Here is a 20612-nt window from a genome sequence, read left to right on the forward strand (position 1 = left end):
TTAAAGGTCGGGCGGTGCTGCGCTTTAATTAAAATGCGGGCGCGGGTTGTCAGTAACAGGGTTGAAATCGTAAAGCAGAATGAGAGAGTGATACTGCAGTGTAAATTAAAAAAGCGGGCAGCTGCCGGGAAGCAAAGATATATTGACGTTAAAATAAAAAACCGGGCGCTCAGGCCCGGTAAAATGAAGCAGAATATCTTTTTTTATTAATCAGGCAGAGACGCGCTGTTTAATCGCATCTTTCGCATCAGCGGTCGCTTTGGTCGCCACTTCCGGACCGTAGGCGATACCTTCCGCGAAGACAAACTCAACGTCAGTGATGCCGATAAAGCCAAGGAACAGCTTCACATACGGCGTCAGCAGATCGGTTGGGGTATCTTTGTGGATACCGCCACGGCTGCTCAGGATCACCGCACGTTTGCCTTTAACCAGACCTTCCGGACCCGCTTCGGTGTAGCGGAAAGTCACGCCCGCGCGGGCAATCAGGTCAAAGTAGTTTTTCAGCTGCGTCGGGATGTTGAAATTGTACATCGGTGCCGCAATAACAATGGTGTCATGCGCCTGCAGCTCAGCGATCAGCGCATCAGAGAGCGCCAGCGCCTCCTGCTGACGTGGAGAAAGTGGCGCATCTGAAGGACGCAGAGCACCCACCAGTTCACCATCCAGTACCGGTACCGGATCGGCAGCCAGGTCGCGTACGGTTACGCTGTCGCCGTTGGCGCGCGCTTCTTCAGCGTAAAAATCAGCCAGCTGACCTGACTGTGAATAACCGGCAAGGATACTGGACTTCAGAATTAATACGTGGCTCATAATAGGTTCCTGTGGTTATGCGGCGGGCTTCCCGCTCAATGCGTCATACTCTACGGCGTTCACCGGCAGCGTAAAAGCGTAATAATTCGAGGCCAATGTTCGAATTAATTGAATAAGCCAGCCGGAGCGGCTCAGCCAGCAGGCTGAGAATATGCTATTATGGCGTCCGGTAATTGATTGAATCTGCCGGGAAAGCGTTCCGGCGCCGCGCGTGTTTTCGCCGTGCTGCACTAACAGGTAATCCATCCCTATGTCATCATCCATTGAATCACCTTTAGCACCACTCTGGGCCCGGCTTGATGCGCTGACGCTGCGCGATCGCCAGCGCCTGCAGCGACGTCTGCAGGGTGCGGCAAAGGTGAAAAACAGCGCCGCACAGCAGACCATTGCCGCAGAGCTGGCGGAGGAATTCAGCGTTGCCGAACAGCGCATCGCCCGGCGCGTGGCCGGCACCCCGCGCATCACCTTTCCTGAGAATCTGCCGGTCAGCCAGAAGCAGCAGGCGATATCAGACGCGATTCGCGATCATCAGGTAGTGATTGTTGCCGGTGAAACCGGATCGGGTAAAACTACTCAGCTGCCAAAAATCTGCCTGGCGCTGGGACGCGGCGTGAAAGGCCTGATCGGGCACACGCAGCCGCGTCGTCTGGCAGCCCGCACCGTGGCGAGCCGCATCGCGGAAGAGCTGGAGACCGCGCCGGGAAGTACCATCGGCTATAAAGTCCGTTTTACCGATCAGGTCAGCGACAGCACGCAGGTCAAACTGATGACCGACGGTATCCTGCTGGCGGAGATCCAGCAGGACCGGCTGCTGCTGCAGTACGACACCATCATTATTGATGAGGCGCATGAGCGCAGCCTTAACATCGATTTTCTGCTGGGATACCTGCGTGAGCTGCTGCCGCGCCGCCCCGATCTCAAAGTGATCATCACCTCCGCCACTATCGATCCGCAGCGCTTCTCGCGTCACTTTAATAATGCGCCGGTTATCGAAGTGTCAGGCCGGACTTACCCGGTGGAGGTGCGCTACCGGCCTATCGCGGAAGAAGCGGATGAGAGCGATCGCGATCAGCTGCAGGCCATTTTTGACGCCGTGGATGAGCTGGGGCAGGAGAGCCGTGGCGATATATTGATCTTTATGAGCGGGGAGCGTGAGATCCGCGACACGGCCGATGCGCTGATGAAGCGTGATTTGCCGCATACCGAGATCCTGCCGCTCTACGCGCGTCTCTCCAACGCCGAGCAGAATCGCGTGTTTCAGTCCCACAGCGGGCGGCGCATTGTCCTGGCCACGAACGTGGCAGAGACCTCGCTCACCGTGCCGGGCATCAAATATGTCATCGATCCCGGTACCGCGCGAATCAGCCGCTACAGCTATCGCACCAAGGTGCAGCGCCTGCCGATTGAGCCGGTTTCACAGGCTTCGGCAAACCAGCGTAAAGGGCGCTGCGGCCGCGTTTCGGAAGGGATCTGTATCCGGCTCTACTCCGAGGCTGATTTCCTCAGCCGGCCCGCTTTTACCGATCCGGAGATCCTGCGGACCAATCTCGCGTCGGTGATCCTGCAGATGACCGCCCTGGGGCTGGGCGATATTGCGGCGTTCCCGTTTGTGGAAGCGCCTGACAAACGAAATATTCAGGATGGCGTGCGGCTGCTGGAAGAGCTGGGCGCCATTACTCTTAATGAAAATGAGCACTACCGGCTGACGCCGTCCGGTCGTACCCTGGCGCAGCTGCCGGTGGATCCGCGGCTGGCGCGGATGGTGCTGGAGGCGCAGCGCTTTGGCTGCGTGCGCGAGGTGATGATTATCGCGGCGGCGCTCTCGATTCAGGACCCGCGCGAGCGGCCGGTCGAGAAACAGCAGGCGTCCGATGAGAAACATCGCCGCTTTGCTGATAAAGAGTCTGACTTTCTCACCTTTGTTAATCTCTGGAACTATATCCAGGAGCAGCAGAAAGCGCTGTCGGGCAACCAGTTCCGCCGCCAGTGTAAAAGTGACTATCTCAACTATCTGCGCGTGCGCGAATGGCAGGATATCTACACCCAGCTACGTCAGGTCGTGCGTGAACAGGGGATGCCCGTCAACAGCGAGCCGGCACCTTATCGTGAGGTGCACTGTGCGCTGCTGACCGGCCTGCTGTCGCATATCGGACAGAAAGATGCGGAGAAGCAGGAGTTTACCGGCGCGCGCAACGCCCGCTTTGCCATATTCCCTGGCTCCGGTTTGTTTAAAAAACCGCCGAAATGGACCGTGGTGGCAGAACTGGTAGAAACCAGCCGCCTGTGGGGCCGGGTGGCGGCACGCATCGATCCGGAGTGGATTGAGCCGCTGGCTCAGCACCTTATCAAGCGAAGCTACAGCGAACCGCACTGGGAGAAAGCACAGGGCGCGGTGATGGCTACGGAAAAGGTAACGCTCTACGGGCTGCCCATCGTGCAGGCGCGTAAAGTGAATTACAGCCGCATCGATCCGCAGCTGAGCCGCGAGCTGTTTATTCGCCATGCGCTGGTTGAGGGCGACTGGCAGACGCGCCACGCCTTTTTCCGCACCAACCTGAAGCTGCGCAGTGAAGTTGAGGATCTGGAGCATAAATCACGCCGCCGCGACATTCTGGTGGATGATGAAACGCTGTTTGCGTTTTACGATCGCCGTCTGGGCAAAGAGGTGGTCTCTGCCCGTCACTTTGACAGCTGGTGGAAGCAGGCCAGTAAAGAGAATCCGGACCTGCTCAACTTCGACAAGCAGATGCTGATCAAAGAGGGAGCAGATAAGGTCAGCCAGCTCGACTACCCTAATGTCTGGCAGCAGGGCAACCTGAAGCTGCGGCTCACCTATCAGTTTGAGCCAGGCGCCGATGCGGATGGCGTGACCGTTCATATCCCGCTGCCGCTGCTGAACCAGGTGGATGAAGCGGGTTTTGAGTGGCAGATCCCTGGCGTGCGGCGTGAGCTTATCATCGCGCTGATTAAATCGCTGCCCAAACCGCTGCGCCGCAATTTTGTGCCGGCCCCCAATTACGCGGAAGCGTTTCTCGGTCGCGTTCAGCCGCTGGCACAGCCGCTGCTGGATGCGCTGGAGCGTGAGTTCCGGCGCATGTCAGGCGTGACGATTGAGCGCGATGCCTGGCACTGGGATCAGGTGCCCGATCACCTTAAAATGACGTTCCGCATTGTGGATGAGCACAACCGCAAGCTGCAGGAAGGTAAAGATCTGCATCAGCTGAAACAGGCGCTGAAAGGCAAAGTGCAGGAGACGCTGTCGAAGGTTGCCGATGATGGTCTGGAGCAGAGCGGCCTGCACATCTGGAGTTTTGGCGACCTGCCACAGAGTTATGAGCAGAAGCGCGGCAGCTATCAGGTCAAAGCCTGGCCGGCGCTGGTAGATGAAAAAGATAGCGTGGCGATCCGCCTGTTTGACAGTGAAGAGGAGCAGCAGAAGATGATGTGGCGCGGTCAGCGTCGCCTGCTGCTGCTGAACATTCCGTCACCGGTTAAATATCTGCATGAAAAGCTGCCGAATAAAGCCAAGCTCGGGCTCTACTTTAATCCGTATGGCAAAGTGCTGGAGCTGATAGACGACTGTATTGCCTGCGGCGTGGATAAGCTAATGGCGGAGGCGGGCGGCCCCGCGTGGCAGCAGCAGAATTTTGAGCAGCTGCGCGATAAAGTGCGGGCGGAGCTGAACGACACCGTGGTGACGATTGCGCAGCAGGTTGAGCAGATCCTCACCTGCGTGTTCAATATCAACAAATTTCTGAAAGGCCGCGTGGATATGACGCTGGCGCTGGCGCTGGCAGATATCAAACAGCAGATGAGCGGTCTGGTCTATCGCGGATTTGTCACCGGCAACGGCTACGATCGGCTGGGGGATACGCTGCGCTATCTGCAGGGAATCGAGCGCCGTCTGGAGAAGCTGCCCGCCGATCCGCACAGCGATCGCGCCCGCATGCTGAAGGTACAGGCGGTGGAACAGGCGTGGAACGTCTGGCGCAGCAAGCTGCCGCCGCAGCGCCGGGATGATGCCGATGTAGTGGCGATCCGCTGGATGATTGAAGAGCTGCGCATCAGCTACTTTGCTCAGCAGCTGGGTACTCCCTATCCGGTTTCAGATAAGCGGGTGCTGCAGGCGATGGAGCAGCTGAGCTGAATGCATAATGCGCGCAGGTGTGCGTGATCGCGCGCCTGCCTGCTTATTCAGCCAGCTCTTCGAGTTTATCTTTAAATGAGGTCACGGCAATGGCCCGGTTGTCAGCGCGATAGCGATCGACCGGCGCCGGTGCCGAACTCTGTACGGCGATGAGCTGCCAGCCATCATCTTTTTTCAGCAGCAGCGGGGAGCCGCTGTCGCCAGGCAGCGTATCGCACTGGTGCGAAAGCACGGCGCGCTGCGCCCAGCCGGTGACTATACAGTCGCTATGCGAATAGAGTGAATCGAGGTGATCGGCCGGATAACCCGCCTGGGTGACTTTGCGTCCGCTCTCTTTGAGCGCGGCGGTGAGATCGCTGCGTGAGCCATCAAACAGCGGGATCGGCACAATACCTGAAGGGGGGTTGTGCAGGATCACCAGACCATAATCGTAAGGCGCGGCGGCAGAGGGCACAATCCAGCCCTCGCCATCGGCCTGCAGGCGCCGCGCCAGCGACGGCTCAACCCGGGCATCTATATCGTGAATTTCGTAACGCCAGCCTTTTTCACCCGCCATAAAGCGCAGCGCAACCGGCTTATCGAACCGCCCTGGCGGTGTCAGCAGGCAGTGGCCGGCGGTCAGGGCCAGATGAGCAGAGATCAGCGTGGCGGTGCAGAGGTTGCCGCTTTCCGTCTCCAGCTGACCAATGGCATCCCAGGGCGCAGCGGCCACGTCGCTTATTGCCTGGCGATGGTCTTTACCAAAAAACAGCGTCTTGATCTCTTCGGGACTCAGCCCGTCTTCATCATCGGCGTGTGCTGTGAGGGTAAAGCCGAAAATACCAATAAATAACAGAATTGCCAGGCGCATAGTTCTCTCGACAGGGAGAATAAAAGGGAGTTTTTGTTATCACGCTTAGGCGATAACTATAGTCGGTGAGCGGTAAAAAAGGGAGAAATATTGGAGTAATCAGCGCGCTACAGCCATCAAATAAAAAAACTGGCCGCGACAATGCCGCAGAGAATCATCACAAAGAGAATAATTTCGAAGCGATAGCGACGCACCATTTTTCGCTACTCCAGTAAATAAACACCCGGCATAACCGGGTGTTTTAAACAACATCGTGGTGTTGGCGCGAACTTATTTCGCTGATTTTTTCATTTTGTGATGCTTTTTAGCTGCCTGCGCTTTCTGCGCAACTTTAGCGTGGTGCTTTTTAGCCGCCTGTGCTTTCTGTGCAGCAGGTTTAGCGGATTTCACGTGGTGCTTTTTGGCAGCCTGCGCTTTCTGTGCAGCGGGCTGAGTTGATTTTTTGTGATGCTTTTTAGCGGCCTGCGCTTTCTGTTCAGCAGGCTTGGTTGCTTTTTTATGATGCTTTTTCGCAGCCTGGGCTTTCTGCGCAGCAGCTTTATGTTTGTGATGCACCATTTTATGTTTAGCTGGCGCAGCGGTAGTGGAGCTGGTGGTGGCAGTTGCCGCCGGAGCAGCGGTTGTCTCAGCAGCAAAAGCAGCAGAAGAGAGACCCATAGCAGCGGCGATTACCAGTGCACATAATTTTTTCATCGCTTAATCCTCGGACTATTTTTCATATGTAGCCCACTGCGGGGCCGGTGAAAACACTATATGAAAAAGCGATTTCGCTTTCCGTGAGGGATTGGTATCGGCGTGTAACGGATTGTACAAGGCGGGAAAGTGGCGGCCGTTGCGGCCGCCTGCGGGATCAATCTGCGAGGTAGCGCTGCTCAAGGTGCTGACGGAAATAGTCCGGGTTCAGCGCTTCACCGGTGGCGTTGCGCAGCAGCTGTTCAGTCGGGAAGCGACTGCCGTGCTGCCAGATATTCTGCTGCAGCCAGTCAAATACCGGCTGCAGCTCGCCGTTAAGGATCAGCGTCTCCAGCTGCGGGATCGCGCGCTTAACCGCCTGATAAAGCTGTGCCGCATACATCGCACCCAGCGTATAGGTCGGAAAGTAACCGAACGCGCCGTCGGTCCAGTGGATATCCTGCATACAGCCATCGCGATAGTTGCCACGGGTATCAATGCCGAGCGACTGCTGCATTTTTTCATCCCACAGCGCCGGAATATCCTCTACCTCAATCTCACCTTCAATCAGCGCGCGCTCAATCTCATAGCGCAGAATAACGTGTGCCGGATAGCTCAGCTCATCGGCATCGACGCGGATAAAGCCAGGCTTAACGCGCTGCGCCAGACGAATAAAGTTAGGCGTCTCCAGCGCAGGCTGCTCACCCATCAGCGCGACGACCTGCGGCTGAATATGCTGCAAAAAGGCGCGGCTGCGGCCCAGCTGCATCTCCATAAACAGGCTCTGCGACTCATGAATCGCGGTAGAGCGCGCCAGGGCCACTGGCTGACCCCGCCACTGCTGTGGCAGATTCTGTTCGTAGCGCGCGTGCCCGGTCTCATGGATCACACCCATCATGGCGCTGAGAAACTCGCTTTCGTTGTAGCGCGTGGTGATGCGCACGTCGTCCGGCACACCGCCGCAAAAAGGGTGGGCGCTGACATCCAGACGACCATGATTGAAATCGAAGCCGAGCAGCTTCATTACGCTCAGCCCCAGCTGCTTCTGTGACTCAACGGCAAAGGGTCCCAGCGGCTGAAGCGGCGCCTGCGCCTGCTTTGCCACCGCCCGCTGCAGTAAATCAGGCAGCCAGCTTTTCAGCGCGCCAAAAGTGGCGTCAAGCCGGGCGCTGGTCATGCCTGGCTCATACAGATCCAGCAGCGCGTCATAGCGCGACGTGCTGGCCGCAGCGGCGCGCAGCTGCGCCTCTTCCCGGCTCAGCCGGACAACCTCTTTGAGGTTAGCGCTGAAGCCCTGCCAGTCATTCGCCGGGCGCTGCGATCGCCACGCATGCTCGCAGCGCGAGCCCGCCAGCGATTTTGCTTCGACCAGCGCGGCGGGAAGCAGCGTTGCCTGACGCCAGGCGCGCTGCATCTCCGCCACGTTTGCCTGCTCAACATCGTTCAGCGACTCCTGCTCAGCAGCAGAGAAAAGCCCTTCCAGCGCCGGCGCGGTCAGCAGCTCATGCATAAACACGCTGAGTTCGGCCAGCGCTTCGCCACGCGCCTGACTGCCGCCGGGCGGCATGGTAGTCTGCATATCAACCCCGGCAATCGCACCGAGGTGACCGAAACGGGAAAGGCGCTGAAACGTGCGGGTAAGTTCCTGATAAGCTGATGTCACAGCCAGATCTCCTTAAGCGGGTAAGCGGGGGGGTGTCTCACGCAAGGGTAAATCAACCGGCCAGCAAAAGCGAACGCTGGCGCCGCCGAGCGGCGAGCTCTCGATCACCACCTGACCCTGCAGCGCCTGGGCAATCGAATGGACGATAGCCAGCCCGAGGCCGCAGCCGCCGGTCGCGCGATCGCGGCTGGGATCGAGACGAACGAAAGGCTCAAAAACCCGCTGGCGCTCTTCGGCCGGAATGCCGGGACCATCATCCTCTACCTGCAAAATGCCGGTTGTGCCGTCAAACCAGAGGCTGACGCGCAGCCGCTCAGTAGCGTAGCGCAACGCATTATTGACGAGGTTATCCAGCACCCGCTCCATCAGCCGCATGTCGGCGCTGCCGGTATTCTGCAGCTGCGGAATATCCAGCGCGATCTGCGTGTGCGGCTGCATACTCTGTACATCAGCAATATAGAGCCGCAGCCACTGCGCCAGGTCGAACGACTGCAGATGCAGGTCGACCCGCGGACGGTCCAGCCGGGCATAGGTCAGCAGTTCTTCAATCAGGCTCTCCAGCTGGCCCACATCGCGATTCAGCGCGGCGGACTCCGCCTCTGTCAGGTTATCGCTCATTTCCAGCCGGTAGCGCAGGCGCACCAGCGGCGTGCGCAGCTCGTGGGCGATGCCATCAATCAGCTGTTTTTTGCTGGCCACCAGCGTATTGATGTTATCCGCCATCTGGTTAAACGCCACGCCGAGACTGTGAAGGCTGGAGGTGCTTTCAAAATGGGTGCGCACGTCCAGCTCACCGCGGCCAAAGCGCTCCGCGGCTTTCTCCAGCCGCTGCATCTCCTGCCAGTGCGGACGCAGCCAGATAAATACCGGCAGTGCCAGCGACATACCGATAAACGCCACCAGCGCAATATCCAGCAGCCGCATCTGATGCAGATAAAACAGATAGGGGATAGGCCCGACAGAGAGCACGTAGTGGCTGCGGGGAATATGCTGCAGAAAGGTGTATTGATCGTCGAGCGCGACAATTTCGCCGGCGCGCAGACGTTTCATATCCCTCTCATCAAGCTGGTATTTGCTCATGGGTTCGATATTGAGATCGAAGGAGAGGTCAAGATCGAGACTGCGGATAGTTTTGTTCCAGTCACGCGGCGGGATCTCGCGCAGCTCGCTGCGCATCAGAAACAGCGAGCTGGCCATCAGGTCATTCATCGACTGCCGGCCAGCCCGCTCGGCGGTAAACTTATACACCAGGCCCACCAGCAGGGTCATCACCAGAAAGCAGACAAACAGCAGCAGGTAAAACTGAATAAAGAGCTTTCTCATCAGCTGCGGGTATCCCAGGCCTGAGGCGCAAACAGGTAGCCTTTGTTGCGGATGGTTTTGATGCGAAACGGCTCAGTCGCGCTGTCATAGAGCTTTTTGCGCAGCCGCGAGATAGCCACATCAATACTGCGATCCATGCCGTCATAGCTCACGCCGCGCAGCGTCATCAGCAGCGCGTCGCGATCGAGGATCTCGCCGGCGTGGCTCGCCAGCTGCCACAGCAGATCGAAGTCGGCCGTTGAAAGCGTAATGTTCTCATCAAACAGCAGCACCTGACGGTTCAGCGCATCGATGGTCAGCGAACCAAACCGCAGCACTTTCTGCGACTGCTGCTGTGCCGGCGTGCTCTCCGGCTTGTTGACCACCGCCTGACGCAGATGCAGCCGCAGCCGCGCCAGCAGCACGGCAGGGGGCGTGGTCTTGAGAATGTAGTCATTGGCGCCCATTTCAAGCGCGAGAATATGGTTCATATCGCTGTCGAGCGAGGTCAGCAGGACAATGGGACCACTCCAGTGCGCCCGCAGGTCGCGGCAGAGCGTCATGCCATCTTTACCCGGCAGCATAATATCCAGCAGGACCAGATCCGGCTGGACGTTAAGAATCGTCGCCTCGGCGCGATCGCCGCGCGTTTCGACCACCACGTCAATATCATGGCGACCCAGATAGGCGGCGATCAGCTCGCCGACTTCCGGCTCATCTTCAACATAGACAATTTTGTTCATAGGTAAGCGCGCTGAAAAAGAATGGCAGCAGCATAGCTTTTCCTGGTCCTGAGCACTACGCTACCGCACGAAATATCCCTGTCTCACTGGTATGTATACCGTGAAATGTGCCATTATTAGCGGCGCGTTAAGGCGCAAGGTTCGGAACCGCATTGAAAAACAGGAGGAGTGCGAGGGTGTCTGATAAAGAGCTGGCTTCAGCCGGATACAGTGATCGCATCTGCTTCAATTACAGTGACTTTCTCTCCGCTTCCTGCAAAAAACGCTGGAGCTTTGTTGACGCCATTTACGGTGTCATGCCCATTTTTGGCATGGTAACCCGTAAGTCCGCTCACAGCTTACAGGCCAGCGACGATCATCTGAAAGAATTAGCGTTGCAAATCATTTCAACGCAGGTCAGCGATGAGATCAATATCGCCCGGCTGATTACGCTGGCGGAGCAGCAGCATATCAGCCGGTTTGATATTCAGCTGCCTTATCCGCTCTCTGCGGAACAGCTTGATGGGATCCACCTCGAATACAGCAAACCCCTGAATCTTACACAGCAGAACGATCTGCTGTGCGTCTCCATTCCGGCACTCGCGCATTGATTACTGCGTAAGCTGCCACAGCGCGGGCAGCGATGCCGCCATCAACAGCACAATCGCCATGCGTTCCAGCTGCAGCAGCGGCTTGTCACCGCGTCCGCCGCGGCGCGCGTAGAGAAACAGCAGCAGTCCCGGCGCGTAAAGCACCACGGAGAGCAGCAGATGCAGCGGGCCTGAGGCGTAGAGCAGCCAGAGGCCATACAGCGTGGCACCCAGCCCGATGCTCATCGCCAGCGGTTTCTGCTGGCCGCGCACCACCTTCATCAGATAGAGTCCCACCAGCAGGTAAGGCACCAGAATCATCTCTGAAGCGATTGTCAGCAGGGTATTGTAGTCAGCGCCGGTCAGCGCGATGGCGATCAGGCAAACCTGTACGCTGCCGTTGGTCAGCCACAGCGACGCCGCAGGCGAGTTATGACGGTTTTGTCGGGCGAGGCTGCGCGGAAATGCACCCTGCCGGGCAGCGATAAAGGGAACTTCAGCCGCCATGATGGTCCAGCTGAGATAGGCGCCGCAGACCGAGACAATCAGCCCTGCGGCTATCACCGCATCGCCCCAGTGACCCAGCAGATGCGTCATCAGCCCGGCCATTGACGGGTTGCGCAGCTGCGCCAGCTCAGCGCGCGGGATCACACCCAGCGAGAGCAGCGTGACCAGCAGATAAACCAGCAGCGCCGCCAGCACCGCCAGCAGCGTGGCGCGCCCCACATCCTGTTTATTGCGCGCGCGCGCCGATACCACCACGGCACCCTCAACGCCGATAAAGACCCACAGCGTGATAAGCATGGTCTGCTTGATTTGCTGCCACAGCGGCTGACCCAGCTCAGCGCCGCTGAAATCAAAGCTGAACCGGTCATAATTAAATGCCAGCAGCGCCAGCACCACAAACAGCAGCAGCGGGACCAGCTTGCCAAGCGTGGCCAGCATATTAATGCTCGCTGCGGTCTGCACGCCGCGCAGCACCAGCCAGTGTACCAGCCAGAGCAGCACCGAAGCGCCCAGCATCGCCTGCCAGGTGTTACCGTCGCCAAACACCACGTGCTGCGGCGTATCGGTAAAAAAGCTCAGCGCAGAGAACACAATCACCAGATAAGAGACGTTGGCGATCACGGCGCAGAGCCAGTAGCCCCACGCCGAGCAGAACCCCGTCAGCTCACCAAATCCGGCGCGGGCATAGGTAAAGATACCGCCGTCGAGCTCCGGTTTGAGCCGCGTCAGCAGCAGCATTGCGAGGGAGAGAAAAATGATACCCACCCCGGTGATGAGCCAGCCGATGAGCAGCGCCGCCGGACCCGCGACGGCCGCCATATTTTGCGGCAGGCTAAACACGCCCGCGCCAAGCATGGAGCTGAGCACCAGAGCCGTCAACGCGCTAAGACCTAATTTTTTATCCAAAATGCCTTTCCTGAACAGCAGAGTATGCTGGGTCGTGAACTTTCCGTAGAAGTGTAGTGCACCATCAGGCGCAGATTAAAACGGAATCCCCTGAAAACAGGCGGCAGATTTTACGAGGAGGAGAGGGGGATGGCAATGCAAGAGTATGCAGATTTGTGCAGGAACTATGCAAACAGCAGGGCAGTCTGGCTGCCCCGCTGCATCATTATTTAAACAGGTCGGCGGTAACGGTAAGGTTGCCACCGCTCTGGTTCTGCCACTGGCGCGTGATGTGGTAATACTTCGCGCCTTTGGCGATAGCCCGCTTGCCGACGGCCTCTGAAATCTCAGTCGGCGTGCCGAAATGATCGGAGAAGGTGATGGTATCAAACGGCTGCATCTGCGCGGCGGTAATCGCATTGACTTCCTGCACGCTGCGGCCGTCTGACTGCTTCACCGTATAGCGTTTGCCGGTTGAACTCTGCGTCTCAAAGAAGCGACCTACATTGGTGCTCGGCGTATCAGAAGAGGCTACACCCGGCAGCGCCACGCGCGACGCCGCTGCGCCGCCAGCGGCCAGCGCGGCTTTTCCGGCTTCAGAATCAGCAGGAATCGAGTTTGATGTATCCTGGACGATACGCGCTTTGGCATCAGCTTTATAGACATAGGCGGTGACGTACTGATTGCCGCCGTTATTGGCATCAACCTGGCGCACGATAAAGAATGAGGCGGCGCCTTTTTTCTGTGCGGCTCTGGAGATCGCATCATTTACCGCAGGCTGGCTGGAGAAGAAGCCACTGACTGAAACCGTGTCGAACGGTTCAAGGCGGTAGGCTTCCGCTTTCGGCAGCTCTTTAACGCCGTTGATCACGCGATACTGCGTATCGGTCGATGCTTTAGCGGCGTCCGCTTTGTATAAATCTGCGGTGACGCGCCAGTTGCCGCCGTTACCGTTGGTATCATTGATGCCCTGAACGTAAAACGAGTCAGCGCCTTTCTCATCTGCTGCTCTCGAGACTGCGCTGGTGGCATCACCGATTGCGTTGAAGCGGCCGTTGATATTAATACGTTCGAATGGTTTCAGGCCGGCCGCTTGTTCCGGCGTCAGCTCTTTGGCAGCAAACGCGTTAGCTGCCAGCAGCGATAACAGAGTAGACGCCAGAATGGTGTTCTTCAGCTTCATAAAAATGATCCTTCGCCTTACGCAAAATGAGTACGAAAACGTGCTGGACTCTTGATGTATAACAGATTAGCCGCTGATTATTGCATGTAATAATCAGCCTGTCTCAGCCAATTTAGCGTGAATGCCGTATGGATGCATGTCTCTTTTTGCGGCAATATTTTTTCTGAAATCGCGGACGCATCTGTCGGGCAGTTAAGCGCGTAGCCCGTTCAGGCTACGCGCTGCGGTATAGGATGTTGTTAAGCGGGGCAATGGATCAGGATGGGCGTCATCATGCAGGGGCGCCGCAGCGCCCGTGACGGTTAATCCTCTTCATCTTCCTCATCATCACGATCGACCGGCGATTTAAAATCATCCGGCTTGATGGCCAGTAAATCACAGCGCAGATGATCAATAACCTGTTCAGCGGTGTTGCCAAGAAAGGCCGCCGAGAGGCCGGTACGGCCAATCGTACCAAGCACGACAATACCGGCATCCAGCTGTGAAGCGATATCGGGGATCACCTCTTCCGGCAGGCCTTTAGCGACGTGAGTAAACTCTTCACCAATGGAAAATTTCTGTCGCAGCGCTTTCATCGCCACCAGATGCTGACCGCGGATAGCGTCGTTATAGACGCTGGGATCAAAATCGGGCAGCTCAATGGCGATATTAATCGGCGTAACCGGATAAGCGCCCACCAGATGGACCTCGGTGTGATTTACCATTTCCGCTAGACGCGCGGTTTCGCGGATCAGTTTCTGATTCAGCTCATCGTGATGCGGCTCTTCGCTGGCGAGGTTTACCGCCACTACCGCTTTACCGCCTTCCGGCCACGGCTGATCTTTTACCATCCACACCGGGCAGGGACATTTACGCAGCAGATGCCAGTCGGTGGGGGTAAAAATAACCGACTCCAGCCGGTCATGCTGGTGTGCCATTTTCAGCACCAGGTCATGATTGTGCGCCAGCACCTCCTGAATAATCGCTTCAAAAGGGCGGTTGTGCCAGACCACTTTGATTTCGATATCTACGCCGGCATCCAGATAGGCCTGCGCCTGCTCACGGATCCACTCGGTGCGCTGGCTAATCACCCCTTTGCGCATATTGGTGCGCTCATCAGGCGAAAGCAGGGTGGTCATTTCATAGGAGAAATCATAGATAGGCAGAAACGCTTTAATTTTTCCGCCGATGCGTTGATTCAGATAAACCGCGCGACGCAGCGCCGGCTGATCGTCCTGCTGAGGATCGATCGCGACCAGAACATGTTGGTAACGGGACATAGCGCACTCTCCTTAGACCCAGGCCATATGGAATAAAGATAGCCTAAGTTTCGGGCGTGCAGAAGCGGAAAAGGTGTAGCCGGATCAATAAAATAACAATTACTGACCCGGCATTGCCTCAGGCGGGTTGTTCCGCCTGACCCGCCAGCTCAGAGAGCAGGGCGTGATCTTCAATAGTGATATATTTGCCTTTAACAGCCAGCATGCCGCTTTTCTGAAAACGCCCCAGCAGGCGGCTGATGGTTTCAACCGTCAGTCCCAGATAATTGCCGATATCGCCGCGCGTCATGGTCAGCCGGAACTCGCGCTGCGAAAAACCGCGCTGGCCAAAGCGCCGCGAGAGATTCCAGATAAAGGCGGCCAGACGCTCTTCAGCATTTTTTCTGGAGAGCAGCATAATCATATCCTGATCGCCTTTAATCTCTCCGCTCATCAGACGCATCATCTGCTGACGCAGTGCGGGCATTTTGCCTGACAGATCGTCCAGCGTCTCAAAAGGGATTTCGCAGACCATGGCCGTCTCCAGCGCCTGTGCGAAGCCCGGGTGCTTAGCGTTAACGATGGCATCAAACCCGACCAGGTCGCCTGCCAGATGAAAGCCGGTGATCTGCTCGTCGCCCTGTTCGGTAATGGTATAACTCTTGATTGTGCCGGAGCGAATGGCATACAGCGACTTCAGTTCGTCACCCGCCTTGAATAATGTCTGGCCTTTCTGAATCGGCTTTTTACGTTCGATGATGTTGTCCAGCTGATCAAGCTCATGCTCATTCAGTGTGAAAGGAATACACAACTGGCTGATACTGCAATCCTGACAGTGGATCGCACATCCGCCAGACTGAATACGTCGAATGCTGCGTTTTTCCTGGATCATATCTGTACGCTCGATGATTATTGACTGCCGTCAATTTTACCATTTTTCTTCCTGCTGTGAATGCATGCAGGCTGGATCTGGCACAAAAACCTTACAAATAATGGGTATTCGCCCGATTGATCTCACCCGCGCGGCGTAACAGCATCCGGCCTCTGCGGTGCAGACCTTTTACCCCGTACGGCAACCTTTGCTATTCTTCAGTTTTATCAGTATGCCGTGCGCATATGCTTAATCGGGTATGGGGAAACATGATGAACCTTGATGATGAAGACCTGTTCCGCGATGCCATGGGGGATGTCACGCCCCTGAAAGATTGTGCTAATACGCAGTGGCTGCGTGCGCCCTCCACTAAAGCGCCACGGACTGTGCCGCCGGAGAGCGAAGAGAACTTTCTTACGCGCGGTTTTCTGGAGATTGTCCCGCTCACATCACCGCTGGAGTACCGGGCAGAAGGCATTCAGCAGGGCGTCGTGGATAAAGTGCGGCTGGGCAAATATCCGCTGGAGGCCAGCCTGAATCTGCTGCGTCAGCCGGTGGAGACCTGCCGCCAGTCGCTGTTCAGTTTTATGCAGGAAGCGCGCCGGCAGGGGCTGCGTAATTTGCTGATTATTCACGGCAAAGGACGTGATGACGAGTCGCATGCCAACATTGTGCGCAGCTATCTGGCGCGCTGGCTGCAGCAGTTTGATGCGGTGCAGAGCTTCTGTACCGCACAGCCGCAGCACGGCGGTGCGGGCGCGCTTTATGTGAGTTTGCGTAAAACTGAGCAGGCGCGGCTCGACAACCGCGAGCGGCATGCAAAGCGCAGCCGCTAATGGTGAAACTTGCGGATCGTGGCGATCAGCACTTCGGCGCTGAGGCTGAGCGGATAGCCGCTGCGGGTGATGATCCCTACCGGTTCGCCCGGACCGGGTGAGGCGAGCGGCAGTGCATGCAGGGCATGGTGTTCAAGATCCTCCTTGACCGCGCCAGAAGGAACAAACCAGACGTAGTCGTAGCGCAGCGCCAGCTGGCGGGCAAGGGAGGTAGAGGAGGTTTCAACGCAGTCCGGAGGCAAACTGCAGCTCTGCTCATCCAGCATATGCTGCGCGATGCGCCGCGGCGCGGTGCCTTCCGGCGAGATCACCACCGGCCACTGCATGGCGCGGGACAGTGTGACGTTGTCACTTAAAAGCGGATGTTCCGGCCTGACGACCAGCTTCAGCGACTCCAGAAACAGCAACTCATAACTTAACCCCGCCATCATTTCACTGCTGGCCATGCGGCCAATGCCGACATCAAATTCACCGGCGCGCAGCCCGGCCAGCAGCACGTTGTTGTGCAGCGTGGCTACCTGCACCGTGGTGTTTGGCTGCTGCTCATGAAAGCGGTTCAGAATCTGCGGTAACATGCCCATTGCCGCCGTGGTCAGCGCCCCCAGCCGGATAATAACCGGCCGTCCCGGTGCCGGCGCGTTAAAGCTTTGCGCAGCATGATTCAGCGCGTCCAGCACTTTTACTGCGTAAACCAGAAACTGTTCGCCCGCCGTGGTCAGCTGCGCGCCTGAACGCCCGCGATCCAGCAGGCGCGCGCCTGCCAGCTCTTCAAGCTCATTCAGGGTCTTGGAGAGCGCAGGCTGGCTCAGGCTGAGCGTCTCTGCTGCACGCCCCAGCGTTCCCTGTTGCGCAACGGCGACGAAAGCGTGCAGATGGCGCAGGCGAATGCGCTGGCTGAAAACCGTGTTTTTATCCATAGGGTCAACGTAATCCGTAAGGGCTGGCGAGAGCAACCAGCAAAAATGCGTTCTGTTAACTTAATTGCAAAATGAATTTAACAAAAGTCTTTTCATACACGGCCTCCCTTAACCCCTTGTTTTTGCAACCTGGTCCCGACTGGCTGAAAAGCAGTTTTTGCAAAAGTATGTTTTATCAGAGGCTTAAATCGTTCTGTTTTTGAGTGAAACGGGCGTCATGTGAAAAAATTGTGCAGTGCAGGGTTAACGATGGGCTATCATATCCGCCGTTTTTTTTACCAAAACTGATGACCTTTTTGCTGAACAGCAGGAGTTAAACCGTGACCAGCGCCGAAGCCGTAGATGTTCGCCAGTTAATCAACCGTCATGCGCTGAGCCGCTGGCAGAAACGGCTTATCGCGCTCTGCTTTGTGATTGTGGCACTGGACGGTATGGATATCGCGCTGATGGGGTTCATTGCGCCCGCGCTAAAAGCAGGCTGGGGCGTAACAAACCATCAGCTGGGCATGGTGATCAGCGCCGCGCTGATTGGTCTGGCGCTGGGGGCGATGGTGGCCGGGCCGCTGGCCGACCGCTATGGGCGCCGCATCATGATCCTGCTCAGCGTGCTCTTTTTTGGGCTCTGGACGCTGGCCACCGCGCTGGCGCAGAACATCGAGCAGATGATGCTGTTTCGCTTTCTGACCGGACTGGGGCTGGGCGCCGCCATGCCCAACGTGGGCACGCTGGTGGCGGAATATGCTCCTGAACGTCGCCGATCTTTTATTATCACCGTAGTCTTTTGCGGCTTCACCTTTGGCGCAGCGGCTGGCGGATTCGCAGCATCCTGGCTGCTACCGCGCTACAGCTGGCACGCGGTGTTACTCATGGGCGGCATTTTGCCGTTGCTGGTGCTGCCCTGGCTGATGTATGGCCTGCCGGAGTCGGTGCGTTTTCTGATTCACCAGCGCGCGCCGGCGGCGCGTATACATGCGATCCTTGAGCGTATGCTGCCAGGAGAGGTGGCGCCAGGCAGCCGCTATCACGCCAGTGAAACTCTGAACGTGCGGCGCGGCGCGATAGCTACCGTGGTATCAGAATCCTATCTGTTTGGCAGCCTGATGCTCTGGGGCGGCTATTTTATGGGACTGTTTCTGGTCTACCTTATTGGCAGCTGGCTGCCGTCGCTTATCAGCACGCTGGGGATGTCGCTCACCGAGGCCGCGATTGTCACGGCCATGTATCAGGCGGGCGGCACGCTGGGCTCGCTGTTTACCGGCTGGCTGATGGACCGCATGAACGCCAGTCTTGCGCTGGCGACCATCTACTTCTGCGGCGGCATTGCGATAGTTGCGCTTGGCTTCTCTCCGGCGCAGGTCGGATTGATGAGCGCAATCGCGTTCTGCAGCGGCTTCTGTTTTAACGGCGCCAATACCGGCATGAATGCGCTCTCCGCTCACTTCTATCCCACACACGCCCGCGCCACCGGCTCAAGCTGGATGCACGGCGTAGGCCGTATCGGTGCGATTCTCAGCGCGTTTGCCGGCGCAGAGTTGCTGACGCTGGGCTGGGCGTTTAGCCAGATTTTCCTGCTGCTGGCGATACCGGCCGTGCTGACAACCCTGATGCTGGTGCTCAAGTACCGCTTTGCCGATCCAAAACCGGGCGTGGAGTGACAGGGCGATCACACTTCAGGGAAAATTTTACCTGCGCTGCGTGCCTTGATTTAGAGTAACAGCACTGTTCCGGCTCAGGACCCCTGTTATGGAAAATTTTCTCAGCTCTGATGCGATCCGTACGCTATTTTCACAGGCCATGTCGGCCATGTATCAGCAGGAAGTGCCGCAGTATGGCGCGCTGACGCAGCTGGTCAGCGCGGTCAATGAACGCACGCTGGAAGCGAACTCCGCGCTGAAAGATCGGCTGGCAGCGGCGGATGAGCTGGCGCGGCTGAGCGTTGAACGCCATGGCGCTATCCGGGTCGGGACGGCCGCCGAGCTCTCTCTGCTGCGGGAGATGTTTGCCGTGATGGGCATGGAGCCGGTGGGCTATTACGACCTGTCGCAGGCGGGCGTACCGGTTCACTCCACGGCTTTCCGGCCCGTGAGCGAGGCCGCGCTGCGCCGCAATCCGTTTCGCGTTTTCACGTCGCTGCTGCGTCCTGAGCTGATTGACGATCCGGCGCTGCACGCCCGAGCGATGGCGATACTCGGCGCGCGTGACATCTTTACGCCCGGCTGCCGCAGGCTTATCCGGCGTCATCAGGAGCAGGGCGGCCTCAATGCCAGAGACGCAGCCGCGTTTGTCAGCGAGGCGCTGGAAACGTTTCGCTGGCACGCGCAGACCACGGTGGACAGCAAAACCTATCATGCGCTGAGCCAGCAGCACCGGCTGATCGCTGACGTTGTCTGCTTCCGCGGCTGCCATATCAACCATCTGACGCCGCGTACGCTGGATATCGATCGCGTGCAGGCGCTGATGCCGTCGCGCGGTATCGAGCCAAAAGTGCTGATTGAAGGCCCGCCGCGGCGCCAGGTTCCGATCCTGCTGCGGCAGACCAGCTTTAAAGCGCTGGAAGAGGCCGTGCATTTCAGTGACGGTATGCCGGGCACGCACACGGCGCGCTTCGGCGAGATAGAGCAGCGCGGTGCGGCGCTGACCCCGGCCGGCCGGGCTCTGTATGACCGGCTGCTGGCTGCCGCGGGCTCCGGCAGCGATAATGCGCAGCATCAGCAGCGCCTCAGTGAGGTATTTCGTGATTTCCCCGATGATGAAGAGACGCTGCGCGAGCAGCAGCTCGCCTGGTTCCGCTATCGTCTGACGGAGCGCGGCGAACAGCAGCCTCCGCGCGCCGGAGAGAGCGTGTCAGCCCTGCTGCAGGCTGGCCGGCTGCAGGCAGAACCTATCGTGTATGAAGATTTTCTGCCGGTCAGCGCGGCGGGCATATTTCAGTCTAATCTGGGTAATGCGGTAACAACGCGCGAGGCGGGTCACGCCAGTCAGGCAGCGTTTGAAGCGGCGCTGGGCGCGTCAGTACAGGATGAGATGGCGCTCTATGCGCAGATGCAGCAGCGCAGTCTGATTCGCTGCGGCATTCACGAGGGATAACAGAGAGCCGGTCAGCGAAATCAGCGATGATTTCAGCAGCCGGCGATTTTTTATCATTATAATGGCAGAAGCATATGCGAATACGCTTCTGCTCAGCGGCACCGTTCAGAACGGTTACGCTTTTTCCCCGATGTAAGCATGGTATTCGATCAAATCCGCCCGTTCAGGATGAAACTCATCTGACCTGCCGGATTCAGCCCCGTCACAATAGACTAAACAGCCTGCCGACAGTAAGCCAAAATATTTGATGATCTCATTCAGCGATCCGGGTCATGTTTCGGCATAATCTGCAAATGCTTTAAGAACATAGACATTTATCGGGTCGCTGCAAA

At 57.6% G+C, this 20612-nt stretch carries 17 protein-coding genes; 5 read left to right on the forward strand and 12 right to left on the reverse strand.

What is annotated here, in order from left to right; all coding sequences use genetic code 11:
* Positions 1–210: 210 nt before the first annotated feature.
* Entirely contained in the window at positions 211–810 is a 600-nt protein-coding gene (azoR, locus tag DBY66_RS01180) for an FMN-dependent NADH-azoreductase (RefSeq protein ID WP_094110923.1), read from the reverse strand.
* Between the two features lie 15 nt (positions 811–825).
* Positions 826–1074, reverse strand: coding sequence for a hypothetical protein (locus DBY66_RS17760; protein ID WP_145339057.1), 249 nt, complete (start codon positions 1072–1074; stop codon positions 826–828).
* Between DBY66_RS17760 and hrpA the strand changes: the two genes are divergently transcribed.
* A complete protein-coding gene (hrpA, locus tag DBY66_RS01185; RefSeq protein WP_108569343.1) occupies positions 1061–4957 on the forward strand; it encodes an ATP-dependent RNA helicase HrpA in 3897 nt (1298 codons plus the stop codon). The two genes, DBY66_RS17760 and hrpA, sit on opposite strands and share 14 nt — an antisense overlap.
* A gap of 43 nt (positions 4958–5000) precedes the next feature.
* Here the strand turns inward: hrpA and DBY66_RS01190 are convergent, their stop codons facing one another.
* From DBY66_RS01190 to rstA, 5 genes are all read right to left on the reverse strand, one after another.
* Positions 5001–5807: a serine protease gene (locus DBY66_RS01190; protein WP_039384464.1), complete on the reverse strand. Its 807-nt coding sequence runs from the start codon at positions 5805–5807 to the stop codon at positions 5001–5003.
* Positions 5808–6077: 270 nt separating this feature from the next.
* Positions 6078–6500 (reverse strand): acid resistance repetitive basic protein Asr, encoded by a 423-nt coding sequence (gene asr / locus DBY66_RS01195; protein WP_039384462.1) that lies wholly within the window; start codon positions 6498–6500, stop codon positions 6078–6080.
* Between the two features lie 157 nt (positions 6501–6657).
* Positions 6658–8142: a carboxypeptidase M32 gene (locus tag DBY66_RS01200; protein ID WP_039384459.1), complete on the reverse strand. Its 1485-nt coding sequence runs from the start codon at positions 8140–8142 to the stop codon at positions 6658–6660.
* 12 nt (positions 8143–8154) lie between these two features.
* Positions 8155–9465 (reverse strand): two-component system sensor histidine kinase RstB, encoded by a 1311-nt coding sequence (gene rstB / locus DBY66_RS01205; protein WP_039384456.1) that lies wholly within the window; start codon positions 9463–9465, stop codon positions 8155–8157.
* On the reverse strand, positions 9465–10187 hold the full coding sequence (rstA, locus tag DBY66_RS01210; protein WP_039384454.1) for a two-component system response regulator RstA: 723 nt from the start codon (positions 10185–10187) through the stop codon (positions 9465–9467). The genes rstB and rstA overlap by 1 nt, the downstream gene beginning before the upstream one ends.
* A gap of 176 nt (positions 10188–10363) precedes the next feature.
* Between rstA and DBY66_RS01215 the strand changes: the two genes are divergently transcribed.
* Positions 10364–10777 (forward strand): hypothetical protein, encoded by a 414-nt coding sequence (locus DBY66_RS01215; protein WP_039384453.1) that lies wholly within the window; start codon positions 10364–10366, stop codon positions 10775–10777.
* Here the strand turns inward: DBY66_RS01215 and DBY66_RS01220 are convergent, their stop codons facing one another.
* From DBY66_RS01220 to DBY66_RS01235, 4 genes are all read right to left on the reverse strand, one after another.
* Positions 10778–12169, reverse strand: coding sequence for a basic amino acid/polyamine antiporter (locus tag DBY66_RS01220; protein ID WP_039384450.1), 1392 nt, complete (start codon positions 12167–12169; stop codon positions 10778–10780).
* A 205-nt stretch (positions 12170–12374) separates the two neighbouring features.
* Entirely contained in the window at positions 12375–13331 is a 957-nt protein-coding gene (gene ydgH / locus DBY66_RS01225; protein WP_039384446.1) for a DUF1471 family protein YdgH, read from the reverse strand.
* Between the two features lie 302 nt (positions 13332–13633).
* Positions 13634–14590, reverse strand: a complete 957-nt coding sequence (uspE, locus tag DBY66_RS01230; RefSeq protein WP_071668843.1) for a universal stress protein UspE — start codon at positions 14588–14590, stop codon at positions 13634–13636.
* A 118-nt stretch (positions 14591–14708) separates the two neighbouring features.
* Positions 14709–15461 (reverse strand): FNR family transcription factor, encoded by a 753-nt coding sequence (locus tag DBY66_RS01235; protein WP_039384441.1) that lies wholly within the window; start codon positions 15459–15461, stop codon positions 14709–14711.
* A gap of 251 nt (positions 15462–15712) precedes the next feature.
* On the opposite strand from DBY66_RS01235, the gene smrA reads away from it, so the two are divergent.
* On the forward strand, positions 15713–16276 hold the full coding sequence (gene smrA / locus DBY66_RS01240) for a DNA endonuclease SmrA (RefSeq protein ID WP_104084997.1): 564 nt from the start codon (positions 15713–15715) through the stop codon (positions 16274–16276).
* Here the strand turns inward: smrA and DBY66_RS01245 are convergent.
* Positions 16273–17193, reverse strand: coding sequence for a LysR substrate-binding domain-containing protein (locus DBY66_RS01245; RefSeq protein WP_071668841.1), 921 nt, complete (start codon positions 17191–17193; stop codon positions 16273–16275). The two genes, smrA and DBY66_RS01245, sit on opposite strands and share 4 nt — an antisense overlap.
* Before the next feature lie 320 nt (positions 17194–17513).
* Here DBY66_RS01245 and DBY66_RS01250 point away from each other — a divergent pair, with 320 nt between their 5' ends.
* Complete coding sequence (locus DBY66_RS01250; RefSeq protein WP_108569342.1) at positions 17514–18848, forward strand: aromatic acid/H+ symport family MFS transporter; 1335 nt, start codon at positions 17514–17516, stop codon at positions 18846–18848.
* 88 nt (positions 18849–18936) lie between these two features.
* Positions 18937–20280: a VOC family protein gene (locus tag DBY66_RS01255; protein WP_108569341.1), complete on the forward strand. Its 1344-nt coding sequence runs from the start codon at positions 18937–18939 to the stop codon at positions 20278–20280.
* The last annotated feature ends 332 nt before the right edge of the window (positions 20281–20612 follow it).

It is taken from the genome of Pantoea sp. RIT413 (genome assembly GCF_003057675.2).
Lineage (GTDB): Bacteria > Pseudomonadota > Gammaproteobacteria > Enterobacterales > Enterobacteriaceae > Pantoea > Pantoea eucrina.